This is a genomic window from Ruegeria atlantica, from assembly GCF_947495585.1.
Lineage (GTDB): Bacteria > Pseudomonadota > Alphaproteobacteria > Rhodobacterales > Rhodobacteraceae > Ruegeria > Ruegeria atlantica_G.
This window is the reverse complement of the sequence record NZ_CANLZK010000015.1, coordinates 77,449-91,703: the sequence shown is the minus strand read 5'-3', so window position 1 is coordinate 91,703 and position 14,255 is coordinate 77,449. Positions and strand designations below refer to the sequence as shown.

Here is a 14,255-nt window from a genome sequence, read left to right as displayed (position 1 = left end):
CTCCCATTGAGAAACCGACAGTGCGTTGAATTATTTTTGTCGAAATTACCCAGCGCGTGTGGGATCCCCGGTCGCGTCAAATGCGCCGTTCCGACGCTGACAATGCGCCAGCAAGCGAGCTCTTGATCTCTGATGGGATGTCCCGACCTTGCTGATTCAGCTTTGCGGCGATCCAGCCCGCAGAATGTCCACGGCATCCGATCTTGTTCAAGCGCGCCGCGGCCGGTGTTGTCACTTCACCCTGAGCCAGGGCCATGGATGCTTCAACCTCTGTGTCCGGCAGGACCATTCTAACGGCGCTGAACACGTCCATCGAGACCTGTAAAGTCTGACGCTCTAGCCGATGGGCGGCGTTGGTCAGCAATCGCGTGCAATAAGCCGACAAGAAATACCAACGGAACACCTGAAAAACCTGACCGTTGGACGCCGTCATATCCGGCGCGCGGTCCGCAACAGCGGTCAGTTCGGAAAAGGCAGCTTCGGCCAATTTGGCCGCATCGCAAATCTGACGCTCGCGACTGGCACGAGAAACCGCACCGTTAGCGAAGCGGGAGTCAGATTTACCGATTTCCAAGTGCATTGATATCCTCCACCGTCAATTTGTGATGAAGATATAAAATCTGACGGCATCGCCGGCATGGGAATTGCGGTCAGAATTTCCCGATTTGTCGTCTTTTTTGGCCAACTTCAGAGTCTGTCTATACATTTCACCCTATAAGTTGGCCTGTTTTGAGCCATTTGGTCAACTGGTGAACACCGCAAACGTTAATGTTTTAAACAAAAAGCACACATATCTGACACGATCTTGTAATAGTTATGCCCACTTCGATATGTATGAATACTCAATCCTGCTGACCAGTTTACCAGTAAAGTTTTAACGAGGGGGTACGAAGCAGGATTAGGGGGTGAGCGCCTGTTCAGCCAGGCTCGCCTTAGGACAGAGACGCTCCCCCCGTCCTTATCACTTAGTCTATCTTGTTCTTTTGAGCATGTGGCGTCACACCAAAACTCGACCGGTAAACGCGCGAAAAATGTCCCGGATTTTCGAACCCGCAGGCCATTGCCACTTCGGTCACGGATGCCTCGGTTTGCAATAACAGCTTCTGGGCGCGCTCCAGCCGAAGCTCCATAAAGTACTTCTTGGGCGACGTGTTGAGGTATTTACCGAACAACCGTTCCAACTGGCGCGTTGAAATCCCCAGGTCCCCGGCAATATCAGATGGGGAAACCGGTGCCTCGATGCAGTCCTGCATGATATGAATTGCCTTGGCGAGATGCGCGTTACGCATCCCGTTGCGCGATTGAAGGGACACGCGCTGTTTGGCCGTGGCATTGCGCACGGCGTTGTAGACCATCTGGTCAGCAACCGCGATGGACAACTCTTCGCCGTGGTCCCTTTCAATCAGGTGCAACATCAGGTCGGCGGTCGCCGTGCCACCCGAGGCAGTGATGTGCTTTTCATCGGCGACAAAGACACTGCGCACCAGATTCACCTCGGGAAAGGCCTCCATAAAGGCATCGTGGTACTCCCAGTGAATGGCGGCCTGCATCCCGTCCAGAAATCCTGCCTCGGCAAGCAACCACGCGCCCGAACACAAGGCCCCGATGGCCGTACCTCTCGCCCGCTCGCGCCGCAGGGTTGCAAGCAAAGGGCGCGAGACATGGTTTCGCATATGAATACCTGACAGCACGAACAGTTGGTCGGTCTTTGGCAGCGCGTCCAGTCCCCCATGAACCAAAGTCACCGACCCGTTGGAACAGACGGCCTGCTTGCTGTGTTCGGATACAAAAGACCACTCATACAGATCTTGACCGCTGACGAGGTTGGCAATGCGCAGCGGCTCGACCGCGCAGGAAAAGGCGAGATGCGAGAATTCCTCGATCAGGATGAAAGTGATGTGGCGGGGTTGGCGCATAGACGTCCGATTCAGTTTGACGTGGTCGACGGCCTATGCTGCACGATTCTTTTCTGTATACAACTTGTATTTTTTTAGAATACAGAGAATGAACGAATTAGCCGACACGATTCGCGCAGCGACTGTTGGAGGAACGGATGAAAGACGACGCCAAATCCCGAAAGGCCGACTTGATGGAGCATCTGAAGGTGTCGATCCTGACGCTGCGCCTGCAACCAGGCACAGATCTGGACGAGGCGCACCTGTCCGACGCTTTTGGCTTGTCCCGGACACCGTTGCGCGAAGTGTTCCGGCAACTGGCGGGCGAAGGCTATCTGGACTTGCGCACCAACCGCAGTGCCAGGGTGTCTGAGATGTCTTATACCACCCTGCGTGATTTTTTTCTGGCTGCACCCATGATCTATGGCGCGGTTTTGCGACTTGCCGCGCAGAACGCCACACGAACTCAGATCAACGACCTGAAAGACGCGCAACAGGCGTTCAAGGCTGCGTTGCAATCCGGATCCGCCGAAGATCGGGCGCTGGCCAATAACCGCTTTCATGATGTGACCGGAGAGATGTCAGGCAATGTTTACTTGCGGCCATCATTCAACCGGTTGCTGATCGACCATGCCCGGATCGGGATGACCTTCTATAGACCCCAATCCGCGCACAAGACCGAGAACCTGTCCGAGGCAAGTCGCCAGCATGACGCCATCATCGCCGCCATCGAGGCGGGCGATGAGGCAGCTGCTGTGCAGCTGGCCGAGGATCACTGGAACCTGTCACGCGACCAAATCGAACTATTCGTGATGCCTGCCGCGTTGGATGTCCCGATGGGCATCCCGCCCCTTTCGAAACCTGCATGAGGACGGAATGAACCCGATTTTCAGATTTGAGGGGATATATACCCCTGTGGTCACGCCCTATCACCAGGATGGCAGCGTGAACTGGGACGCCTTGTCCAACGTGATCGAATACCTGATCGAGAATGGTGTGCACGGGCTGATATCGGGCGGATCAACGGGTGAGAACTATGCTCAGACTGTCGAAGAACGACTGGAACTGGCGTCGTTCACGCATAAACAGTTGAAAGGCCGGTTGCCTCTGGTTGTCGGAACCGGAGCGATGCTGACGCTGGATTCCATGGCGTTGGCCTCCGGTGCCCGCAAGATTGGCGCGGATGCGATCCTGTTGGCCAGCCCGCCCTATTCGGTGCCCACCGACCGGGAAAACGCGCTGAACGCCCTGGCCATCGACAAGGCGGCTGACTTGCCAGTGATGTTATACAACTACCCTCATCGTACCGGCACGATGATGGGAGAAGAATTTCTTGACCGCGTGGGACGCAGCCGGAACTTCTGCGGCATCAAGGAAAGCTCGGGCGATATCAACCGGGTGCATTTGCTGGCGCGGGATTACCCGCATATCCAGCTTGGCTGTGGCATGGATGATCAGGCGCTGGAATTCTTCGCCTGGGGCGCACCGTTCTGGGTCTGCGGTGGGTCGAACCTCCTACCAGCCGAGCATGTAGCACTATATCAAGCCTGCGTTGTCGAAGGGAACTTCGCCAAGGGCCGCCGCATAATGTCCGCCATGATGCCATTGATGCGCGTGCTGGAACAGGGCGGCAAGTTCATCCAGACCATCAAGCATGGCGTCACCATGAACGGGATCGACGCAGGCGCGATGCGGCCCCCGCTTAAGGGGCTGAACAAGGATGACAAACGCGCACTGGAACAGGTGACACGCGTGCTAAAGAAAACAATCGCAGATATCGTGGCGGAGGACTAAGGCATGGAATTGCTGACACAGGACGAATACAAATCCATCGCTGCGGGCCTGACCTTGCCCACCGGGGCCTTCATCGACGGCGCTTTCCGCCCGGCTGTCTCAGGCAAGACCTTTGAGACGGTGAACCCCGCTACAGGCGAGAAACTGGCCGATGTTGCCGCTTGCGACGCGGCGGATGTGGATTTTGCCGTCGAAAAAGCGCGAGAGGCATTTGACGATGGGCGCTGGTCCAGGATGCACCCCTCGGATCGCAAGGACATACTGATCCGACTGGCCAAGTTGATGACCCGCAATGCCCGTGAATTGGCAGTGATGGAGAGTATTGACAGCGGCAAGACCATCTATGACTGCGAAACCGTGGATATCCCCGAAACGATCCACTGCCTGAAATGGCATGCCGAGGCGATCGACAAGATCTATGATCAGGTCTCGCCCGCCAGCGACGACCACATCGCCATGGTGGTGCGCGAACCCATCGGAGTTGCGGGGTTGGTGCTGCCGTGGAACTTCCCGCTTCTGATGCTGGCGTGGAAGATCGGGCCTGCCTTGGCGGCGGGCTGCTCGGTTGTGGTGAAACCAGCAACCGAGACCACGCTGACCGCCCTGCGCCTCGCGGAACTGGCGATGGAGGCGGGCCTGCCGCGCGGCGTTATGAACATCGTTCCGGGTGGCGGTGCTGACGTGGGTGAGCCGATTGGTCGACACATGGATATCGACATGGTCTCTTTCACCGGCTCGACCGTCACTGGCAAACGGTTCCTGACCTATTCGGCGGAAAGCAACGCCAAAGAGGTGGTGTTGGAGATGGGCGGCAAGAACCCGGCCATCGTGATGGATGACGCCGAGAACCTTGACCGCGTGGCGGCCCATGTCGTGAATGGCGCGTTCTGGAATATGGGTGAGAATTGTTCCGCCTCGTCCCGTCTGATCGTGCACAAGGACGTAAAGGCCGAGTTGCTGGAGCGGATCGCCCATCACGCGAAGCAGTGGAATATCGGTGATCCGCTGGACCCGGAAACCCGAATGGGCGCGTTGGTCAGCGAAGGCCACTACAACAAGGTCTGCGGCTACTTAGAGCAAGCCGAAAACGTGGTGATTGGTGGCAATGCCAACAAGGGTTTTGTCGAAGCGACCGTGGTCGAAGTGCCCGGCAATCACAGCACTTTAGCGCGCGAAGAGATCTTTGGTCCCGTTCTGTCGGTGATCGAAGTGTCTGGCTTTGACGAGGCCATCAAGATTGCCAATGACACCGATTATGGCCTGTGTGCTTCGATCTTTACGGCTAACGCCAAGCGAGCCATCCGCGGCGCGCGGGCGATCCGCGCCGGAACCGTGACGGTGAACAGCTTCGGAGAGGGTGACATCACCACCCCCTTCGGCGGCTACAAACAATCCGGTTTTGGTGGCCGCGACAACTCGGTCCATGCCCACGACCAGTACACCCAGTTGAAAACCATCTGGATTGATCTGGCCGATGACGCGGACGAGGCGATCGATTGACGGCCTACACTGCAAAACGGCTGCCACGACAGACCGGGCCGGCGGGGTGGAACGCCATCCTGCCGCCCCAAACATCGCTACGCCTGCTTGAACAGAACATCTCAGCCGACGTCACCATTGTCGGTGGCGGGTTTGCCGGGCTGAGCGCTGCGCGCCGGCTGCGCCAGCTTGACCCAGCGCTCAAGGTTGTTCTGCTAGAGGCCGGTCGTTTTGCCGAAGGTTCCGCTGGCCGCAATTCGGGCTTCATGATCGATCTGCCCCATGATCTGGCCTCGGACAATTACGCCGGAGGCGGGCTGGAAGCGGACCGCGCAACCATAGCCCTAAACCGCCGCGCAATAAGGTTTGCGACGAGCGTGGCAGATGAATGCGACCTGCCGCAGGAAATGTTCGACCCCTGCGGTAAGTTCAACGCCGCTGCCACACGAGCCGGGGACAGGCACAACCGCGAGTTCGCCGCACATCTGGATCGGTTGGGAGAGCCCAGCACGCTTTATGACCGCCAACAGATGCAAGAGATCACGGGCAGCCCGCACTACAGCTCGGGCCTCTACGCACCCGGCACAGTGATGATCCAGCCCGCCGGCTACATTCGCGCTCTGTCCTCTCACCTATCGCCACAAGCTGATCTGTTCGAAAACTCTCCCGTCACCGGCTTTGAAAAACAAGGCGCGGGATGGCTGGTGAAAACACCTGAAGCGCAGGTTTCGACGGGCCGTATCATTCTGGCCAATAACGGCCATCTGGAGAGTTTTGGCTTCTACGAACGCCGACTGATGCATATCTGCCTTTACGCGTCGATCACCGAGCGTTTGACGCCTAAACAGATCACGACATTGAGCGGTCAATCCCGCTGGTCGGTCACTCCGGCTGATCCGATGGGCACCTCGGTCCGGCGGGTCTCGGGCAGCTATGGCGACCGGATTCTGATCCGGTCTTGTTCAACTTTTCACCCGACAATCGAAACCAGCCCAATGCGCTTGCGTAATGCAGGGTGGGTGCATGACCGCAAGTTTCGTGAACGGTTTCCGCATCTGCCCGATGTACGAATGGAGCATCGTTGGGCTGGAATGCTTTGCCTTAGCCGAAACGGATCAGCGGCGTTTGGAGAGTTGGACACGGGCGTCTTCTCGGCCTGTTGTCAGAACGGTTTGGGAATTGCCCGAGGGACATTGCAGGGCATGGCAGTGGCGGAATTGTTCACGCAGGGCGGATCGGACATCGCGGATCATTTCCTGACCCAACCGATGCCACCGCGACTACCGCCAGAGCCGTTTGCCTCACTAGGTGCAAACAGCTATTTGATTTGGAAAGAGTGGCGTTCCGGCAAGGAATGACGGGTCAGGGCAGGCTGAGCTTCGTCATACGACCACCATCAACCGTGTAAACCTGACCGGTAACAAAGCTGGCTTCCTCGGACGCAAGAAAGGCCGCCAACGCAGCGACCTCATCTGGTCGACCAGTTCGGGTGACAGGGTGAATGCGGCCAATATCTCGGCGAAATGCATCTGGATCAGTTTGGGCGTCGATGAAATCCATGTTCAATTCGGTGTCGATCCAACCGGGGGCCACCGCGTTGCACCGGATACCGTCTGCGCCATGATCCACGGCAATTGCGCGGGTCAAGCCATGCAGCCCGGCCTTTGTCGCACAATAGGCCGCATGCCCGGGATTGCTGCCCAGCCCTTCGATTGAGCCGATGTTGACAATACTTCCCTGCGTCTTACGCAGATAGGGCAACGCGGCTTTGATCAGCAGAAACGGGGCCGTCAGGTTGACCGCCAGGTTGCGGTACCAGTCATCCAGGCTCATGTCTTCGACAAGGGATTCCTGCATCATGCCCGCATTGTTGACCAGAACATCTAAACGCCCTGCCCGTTCGATAACGCTGGCAATCACTGCGGCTGGGCTGTCCGAATTGCAGAAATCCGATTCGATCGCTTCAAACTCGGTGTCCTGCCCGCGCTGCGCGGTAAACACCCGTGCCCCGTCCTGACGCAGTCGTTCAGCAATGGCCCGACCGATCCCGCTGCGTCCGCCGGTGACAAGAGCGGTTTTGCCATTAAATCGGGTCATGATACCGGCTTGCCTCCGTTCACCTCAAGCACCGCGCCGCAGATATAGCGCGACGCATCCGCGGCCAGAAACAGGATCACATCAGCAATGTCTTCGGGTTCCGCAATTCGCCCCAAGGGAACAGTCTGCCCCAGCTTGGCGACAGCTGTGTCCGGGTCGAAGCCACGCTTGGCAAAACCGGATCGCAACATAGGCGTGTTCACCTCGTTCGGGCAAACCGCGTTGATGCGGATGCCCTGATGGGCGTGGTCCATCCCCATGCATTGAGTCAGAGAGGCAATCGCGGCCTTGGTCATGCAATAGACAGCGTGGTTTGGACCGGGGCGCAGGCCCCAGCAGGATGCGGTGTTTACGATCGCACCGCCTCCGTTGGCAGCCATAATCGGGATCGCAGCGCGGCAAATGCGAAATGGGGCCTCGACATTCACGCCCAGAGACAGGGACCAATCCTGATCCGACGTTTCGGTGACGGGCCCCCGCGTAATGACACCCGCATTGTTAACAACAATGTCCAACCCGCCCAGCGCATCTGCTGCCCATTGCGGAAGTGCATCGGCATAGGTCGGGTCCAGCAGATCACCAGGCAGATGGGCCTCGGCCTCGATCCCGTCAGTCAGGCGGTCAGCAACGGCAACCTGCGCGCCGGCGGCACGTAGGCGGCGCACCAGAGTGGTTCCGATCCCCCCTGCAGCGCCCGTGACCAAAGCTGATTTTCCCGCAAACTCCATGATATGCTCCATCAGAAAGATGCGACCGGCGCGCCAAAGCGGGTTTCGTCGGGAGCGACGCCCAACCCCGGCCCGGTTGGAACTTGGATATGCCCGCCTTCAATACGAATTCCATTCTGGGCATCGTAATTGCCTTCGATGTATGGCGCAGCCAGCCAAACGCCTTCCAGCAGATCGGGTCGAACAGTCGCGCCGATATGTGTGCATGCTGCGGCAATAATGTCCCCTCCCCAACTGTCGTCGCAGGTATGGGGCAGATTCCGCGCTTCGCAGAGATCTCGGAACGCGCGCATGGGCTGCAGGCCACCGATCCGCGTGACTTTCATGCCGAACCCATCCACCAGACCAGTGCCCGCCGCAGTGATAACCGTATTCAGATTGGTGGCATTTTCGTCCATGTAGATCGGGTGGCTCACTTGTAACCGTATCTTTTGCAGATCTTCGATGGTATCGCAGGGTTGTTCCATGACAAACGGAATGTCCGGGCATTCGCGGCTGACACGCAACGCATCACGGGTTGTCCAGCCGCGGTTTCCGTCCACGGCCAGCCGCATGCCTGACCCGCCGATTGCCTCCCACACTTTGCGGATGGTTTCGATATCGATTTCAACCGGTCGACCACCAACTTTGATTTGCAGGCGCAGGTAACCTTCGGCCAATTTTTCCCTAGCCAGAACGGCTATATCGTCGGGTGCCCCAACCCCCGTCGCATAATATGACGGAACCTTGCCCACCGCAGCACCGCCAAGCATTTCCGACACGCTGATCCCAAATTTCTTGCCCAGCAGATCATGCGCGGCAATGTCGATAGCCGCCTTGGCATAGTTGTGTCCGTTCAAAAGGCTACACATTCGTCGGTGCAGTCCTAGCGGAGGCACCTCAGCACCCAATAGTTCTTCGGCCATCTGAGCCAACGCAGCCCGAGCACCAGCGGCGTGGGCCTCGGCGTAAGTGGGGCCAACCGGGCAGGTCTCCCCCCATCCGACCAACCCGTTGTCGGCCACCAGTTTGACCAATGTGGTGTCTAGCGCCCAGACCTCGGCATTGGCCATTGTGTAGGGGCCGTTTTTGACAGGCAGATCGTGGCTATAGATGTGAATTTCAGCGATTTTCACGGCTTGTGTTCCGTACTGCTATTGAAGGGACAAACCCGCCCAACTGGCCGGACGGGTGGAATGCGGGGGAGTAACTTCAGTAACTTTGGTTCAGCTCATCAGCGGCCGGGATTTCTCGCTCACGTCGGGCGATGTAGTCCAGCAAGGCCTCGTTTTTCGCCTCATCCAGTTTGGGCTCTTCATACTCGGCCAGCAACGCGCGCGCGCGGTTCAGGGCGCGCGCAGTGATTTCGACGCTCCCTTCGGCCTGCCATTGTTCGATCGAGTTGTTGTCGAACAGCTCGGGCATGAAGAATGCACTCTGGAAATTGTCCTGTGTATGGGGGTGACCAAGATAGTGACCTCCGGGCCCAACATCCGGAACCGCTGCGAGGGCTTGATCGAAATCGTGCCACTTTGGCCCCTCGGCCATGCGGTAAGCCATCGCGCATTGTTCGGCGTCGACGATAAACTTGGCGACAGAACAGTGCATCCCGGCTTCATTCCATCCGGCTGAATGCCAGATGTAGTTGGCGCCCGCATGCATGACTGCCTGCAAGGTAGTGGCAGATTCATATCCGGCTTGAGCGTCAAAGGTTTTGGCACCACCCAGCGTGTTCGAAGTACGCCACGGCACCCCATAATACCGTGCCATCTGACCAATCATGAAATTCATCAGGCTGATCTCGGGTGTACCCGCCATCGGCGCACCGGATTTCATCGACACGGTCGACAGGTAGTGGCCATAGATCGCCGGAGCCCCCTTGCGAATGACCTGTGTGTAGGCCAGTGCGCTTAGCGCTTCGGCATTCAGCTGCGCCACAGTGGCCGGAACAGATGCGGGCGTGTTGGCCCCCCCCAGAACGAAGGGTGAGCAGAGCACTGGTTGATTGCGACGACAAAAGGCCCGCAATGCACCCAGCATGGTTTCGTCCCACACCAACGGCGAGTTGCCATTGCAGTTACCGGTGGTCACCGGGTGATCTTCAAGGAATTCCTCGCCAAACAAGATCGCGCACATGTCCATGACGTCTTCGGCATTCTTGGGTGAAGTGGTCATACCCATGAACGTCTTGTCCGAGTGTTTCATCGACGAATAGGTGATGCGCAGGTGCCGTTGACTGATCGGATGGTCGTAGGGTTCCACGATGTGATGCGCCGAGGAATGCAGCGCGGGCATCATGTGGCTGAGTTTGTGGAACATCGCCAGATCTTCCAGCAACGGATTTCGGCGAACGTCGTCCAGATCGCGCAGAAATGGGGCGCCGGTCATCGGCACAAAGATCGAGTGCTTACCGCCCAGCCGCACATTCTTTTTCGGGTCCCGTGCGTGATAAGTGAAATCGCTGGGTATGGTGGCAATCAACTCACGCACCAAACCACGGTCGAGGTAAACCAGCTCCCCTTCGACCTTGGCTCCGGCTTTTTTCCAGTCTTCCAGCGCAATCGGGTCGCGAAACTGAACGCCGACATTTTCCAGAATATCCATCGAAGCAGCGTCGATGCGTTCGACCTGAGCATCATCCATCACCTCACACAAGGGGATGCCTCTGGTCAGGCCGGGCAGCATTTCAAAATTCGGGGCAGTGCGCAGGGCGCGACGGGCAGAGCGTCCGCCCGAGCGTGTCGCGGTACGAATGTTCACGGGGCAATCCTCCAATCTTACTTTTCAGATTGACGGATTCGGCGGCGGTGCACCTCACTGATTGCGATATCTGCTTGCAGGAAACGACACGGGAACCCGGAACGAAAAACGCCGCCCCAACTGGGGCGGCGTCTGTTTTGGCATTAAGACCTGCGCTTATTCAGCGGCCTGCGTGCTTGCATCAGCATACTTGTCGCGCCGACCATCACGATAAAGCGCCTTGGTCAGCGAAACCATCATCAGGCCCATCACAATGGTAAAGGGCAGAGCACCGATGATCATCGCATTGCGCAACGCGTCCATCGGGTTGTTTTCACCAGCGGCCAAGATCAGCGCACCGATCACGGCGGTCAGGATAACACCCCAGATGATACGGTGCTTGACACCGGTTTCCTGGCTGCCACCGGACATGATGGTGTTCATGACCAGAATGCCCGAGTCCGCAGAGGTCACCAGGAAGGTCATAATCAGGATCACGCACATGACGTTCAGCATGGACAGAAGCCCACCGTCGATCATGTAAGACAGCGTCACGAACAGCTTGTTGGTGTTCGACGCACCGATGATCGCGCCTTCAGCTGCACCAGCCAATTCCAGATCAATCGCAGTACCACCCAGAACAGTCATCCAGGCAAAGCAAACCAGCGCCGGCGCCAGTACGCAGCCCAGAATGAACTCACGCACAGACCGACCCTTGGAGATGCGCGCCAGGAACAGGCCCACAAACGGCGAGAACGCAATCCACCAAGCCCAGTAGAAGGTGGTCCAGCCCGACTGCCAGCCAAACTGACGGCCTTGCTCACCTGCGGCATAAACAGCCGCCAGCGTGTCGTCACTCAGCTCAGCCGCAGCACCTTCAAGACCGCTCTTAAAGCCGTCAAAGCTGCCCCATGCGTTGGTTGCGCCACCCACCAGATCAGCTGCATGCGCCTGCGCTTCAGCAGGCAGAGCCGCTGCAAACGCTTCGGTCGACAACGGACCGTATGCACCAAAGCTCAGCGAGAGGAAGTGCAGAAGGTAGTCAAACAGTGCTGTGCCATAGGTTGTCATGGCGAATACGAACGAGCCGAAGATCACAAAGGTGCCCAGCAGGATGATCGACAGAACAAGGTTTAGGTTCGACAGGTATTTAACACCGCGACCAACACCCGAGACCGCCGAAATGATCGACAGACCCATGATGACAACCAAACCTGCGATCAGACCAACTTTGCTTGGTGTGGGTACTTCACCACCAAAATCCATGATCCATTCCATGCCGGTGATTGCATACAGACCATCGATGAACTGGCTGACACCAAATCCGATCGTAACGGACACACCCAGGATCGTTGCAACAACGCCCAGAACGTCAACGACGTGGCCGAGGAAACCGTTCATCAGACGACCAAAAAGCGGGGTAAGAGCCGCGCGAATGGTCAGAGGCATGTCACGGGTATAGGCGTAGTAGGCCAGCGACAGGCCGGTCACCACGTAAATTGCCCAGGCATGAAAGCCATAATGCAGGAAGGTATACCGATACGCGGATTGAACGGACTCTGGATCATTGCCTGCAACTGCACCGGCCACGACCTCGGGGTTCGATCCCCACAGACCCAACGGTTCAGCGGTGGCAAAAACCATCAGGCCGACACCCAGACCTGCTCCGAACATCATCGAGAACCAGGAGAAGTTCGAAAACTCGGGCTTTTCGCCCGCTGTTCCCATAACCCGCTTTCCGGTCGACGGAAGGACGGCAACAATGACGAGGAAGATGACAAACAGGCCGACAATGACCACGTAGAAGCTGTTGAAGATTTCCAGCAGCTTTCCATTCCAGCTGCCAAGTGTGCTGTTGGCATTGGCCGGAAAGACAAGTGCCCATAGCACAAGGGCAACCATGATGCCCTTACTGATCAGGGCGATTGGGACGCTGTAATTTTCATAGAATCCGGCATCGGCCGTTTCTATCTCTAGATCCGTAAAGGGTTCGGGTATCGACATGTTGCTCCTCCGTGGTGCTGTATCAATTGCGAAACTGCCTCTGCATTTCACGCAATTCGCCCAATCGCCTCGAACGATGGGGAAGGTGCCGCAGCAGACGTATCGGCTCTTTCTTGTTTCGTTTCTGTGTATCAGAAATGCGGCACCGCCGCATGGTCTTACGCCTTCTGAGTTGCATTGAATTCAACACACCGTGCAATCAGGCGATACTCGGTCTTACCAACCGGGAATGGGTTCGCGCCTCCTTCACTTCCCCTTTCGACCTTTCCCGTTTGTCATTTCGGGACATCGTTGTGTCGCAGTACCGTCTTGTGACGCCCGGTGAATTCCCTCGAAAAGCCCGAAAAACACAACGTTTGTTGGTAGAACTGACTATAGTGGCGCTCCGTTCTAAATTCGGCCAGAACCGACGCATTGACGAAAAATGCGACATCCGCCTTTAACTTGAGCCAGAAAAACATCAAATCATCAAAAGCGCTATAGCTTTCACCTTCAAAAAAACTAAAACTGGGTTGATAAAAATTAAACTAACCCGAAAAACGATTCACCAGCTTCCATGTCCAGACGCCACTACAACCTGCCGCCGCTGACAACCTTGTCAGCTTTTGAGGCCGCCGCCCGCCACCTGAGCTTTAAGAACGCCGCCGTTGAACTGTCTGTCACACCCGGCGCGGTCAGTCACCAGATCAAGGCGCTTGAAGGCGATCTGGACACACCGTTGTTTCAACGCAAGCATCGCGGCGTTGATCTGACCGAGGATGGCAAGGCGCTTTATGACGCGCTGTCCACGTCCTTCGGGCGCATCTCAAAAACACTGAGCATGATCCGCGACCGATCCACGGCCGGAAAGGTGACTGTAGGATCGACAACCGCGGTTGCCGCGTTGTGGTTATCTCCGGCCGTCATTCGGTTCTGGCGGGATATGCCCGATGTCAATGTTGATCAGCTGTCACAGGATCGACCTTTTCGCGATCGCCCAGACGTCGACTTTTTCATTCGCTATGGGCGGGACAGCGATCCCAACCTGTCACACACTCCGCTGTTTCGCGACCAGCTAGTCCCGGTCGGAAGCCCAGAGATGGCAAAAAGGCTTGCGGATGCCGGTCTTGAAGACCTGACCTCTGAACGGCTGATCCATCTGGATTCAGAAGACCGCACCTGGACCACCTGGCCCGAATGGTTCCAGCAGTTGGGATATAATGGCGCAGTGCCCATTGAATCCCGCGTCAACAGCTATTCCGTCGCGCTGCAGCTTGCGCGCAAGGGTGCCGGGCTGGCGCTGGGTTGGCAGCGGCTGATCCAACCCATGCTGCAATCAGGAAAACTGGTTCCTATCGGCACGCATCAAGTGCCTGCTCCGAACCAGTTTTACCTGGTCGGGCGACCGGATGAAGAACTCTCAGACAGTGCCCGCGCCCTGAAGAACTGGATCGTTCAAGAGGTTCAGGAAGGTTCGGTTTAGGTGAAATCACTCTCTGATGAGCTTTTCTGATATTGAGACCAACAGGTTCAATCCGCCAATAGGGATTAATAGCATCCA

At 57.2% G+C, this 14,255-nt stretch carries 12 protein-coding genes; 5 read left to right on the top strand and 7 right to left on the bottom strand.

What is annotated here, in order from left to right:
- Positions 1–76: 76 nt before the first annotated feature.
- Together QMP16_RS20105 and QMP16_RS20100 are read right to left on the bottom strand one after the other, a co-directional pair.
- Positions 77–580 carry a hypothetical protein gene (locus QMP16_RS20105; protein WP_282153846.1) on the bottom strand — a complete coding sequence of 168 codons (504 nt, stop codon included), beginning with the start codon at positions 578–580 and terminating at the stop codon, positions 77–79.
- 385 nt (positions 581–965) lie between these two features.
- The gene (locus tag QMP16_RS20100) at positions 966–1,916 is read right to left on the bottom strand and encodes a GlxA family transcriptional regulator (RefSeq protein WP_108862113.1); all 951 of its coding nucleotides are present in this window, start codon (positions 1,914–1,916) and stop codon (positions 966–968) included.
- 137 nt (positions 1,917–2,053) lie between these two features.
- Between QMP16_RS20100 and QMP16_RS20095 the strand changes: the two genes are divergently transcribed.
- From QMP16_RS20095 to QMP16_RS20080, 4 genes are read left to right on the top strand one after another with little or no spacing between them, the layout of a single operon-like run.
- Positions 2,054–2,764 (top strand): GntR family transcriptional regulator, encoded by a 711-nt coding sequence (locus QMP16_RS20095; RefSeq protein ID WP_282153845.1) that lies wholly within the window; start codon positions 2,054–2,056, stop codon positions 2,762–2,764.
- Positions 2,765–2,771: 7 nt separating this feature from the next.
- Complete coding sequence (locus QMP16_RS20090) at positions 2,772–3,689, top strand: dihydrodipicolinate synthase family protein (RefSeq protein ID WP_282153844.1); 918 nt, start codon at positions 2,772–2,774, stop codon at positions 3,687–3,689.
- A 3-nt stretch (positions 3,690–3,692) separates the two neighbouring features.
- Complete coding sequence (locus tag QMP16_RS20085) at positions 3,693–5,189, top strand: aldehyde dehydrogenase (protein WP_282153843.1); 1,497 nt, start codon at positions 3,693–3,695, stop codon at positions 5,187–5,189.
- Positions 5,186–6,526 (top strand): NAD(P)/FAD-dependent oxidoreductase, encoded by a 1,341-nt coding sequence (locus QMP16_RS20080; RefSeq protein WP_282153842.1) that lies wholly within the window; start codon positions 5,186–5,188, stop codon positions 6,524–6,526. Before QMP16_RS20085 ends, QMP16_RS20080 begins: the two co-directional genes overlap by 4 nt.
- 4 nt (positions 6,527–6,530) lie before the next feature.
- On the opposite strand, the gene QMP16_RS20075 is transcribed toward QMP16_RS20080, so the two are convergent.
- The 5 genes from QMP16_RS20075 to QMP16_RS20055 form a co-directional block, all read right to left on the bottom strand.
- Positions 6,531–7,265 (bottom strand): SDR family NAD(P)-dependent oxidoreductase, encoded by a 735-nt coding sequence (locus tag QMP16_RS20075; protein WP_282153841.1) that lies wholly within the window; start codon positions 7,263–7,265, stop codon positions 6,531–6,533.
- On the bottom strand, positions 7,262–7,993 hold the full coding sequence (locus QMP16_RS20070) for an SDR family NAD(P)-dependent oxidoreductase (RefSeq protein WP_282153840.1): 732 nt from the start codon (positions 7,991–7,993) through the stop codon (positions 7,262–7,264). Before QMP16_RS20070 ends, QMP16_RS20075 begins: the two co-directional genes overlap by 4 nt.
- Before the next feature lie 11 nt (positions 7,994–8,004).
- Positions 8,005–9,108 carry a mandelate racemase/muconate lactonizing enzyme family protein gene (locus QMP16_RS20065; protein ID WP_282153839.1) on the bottom strand — a complete coding sequence of 368 codons (1,104 nt, stop codon included), beginning with the start codon at positions 9,106–9,108 and terminating at the stop codon, positions 8,005–8,007.
- A 76-nt stretch (positions 9,109–9,184) separates the two neighbouring features.
- Entirely contained in the window at positions 9,185–10,732 is a 1,548-nt protein-coding gene (locus QMP16_RS20060; protein WP_282153838.1) for a trimethylamine methyltransferase family protein, read from the bottom strand.
- 156 nt (positions 10,733–10,888) lie between these two features.
- A complete protein-coding gene (locus QMP16_RS20055) occupies positions 10,889–12,715 on the bottom strand; it encodes a BCCT family transporter (RefSeq protein WP_282153837.1) in 1,827 nt (608 codons plus the stop codon).
- 556 nt (positions 12,716–13,271) lie between these two features.
- On the opposite strand from QMP16_RS20055, the gene QMP16_RS20050 reads away from it, so the two are divergent.
- Positions 13,272–14,177, top strand: a complete 906-nt coding sequence (locus tag QMP16_RS20050) for a LysR substrate-binding domain-containing protein (protein WP_282153836.1) — start codon at positions 13,272–13,274, stop codon at positions 14,175–14,177.
- Positions 14,178–14,255 lie beyond the last annotated feature (78 nt).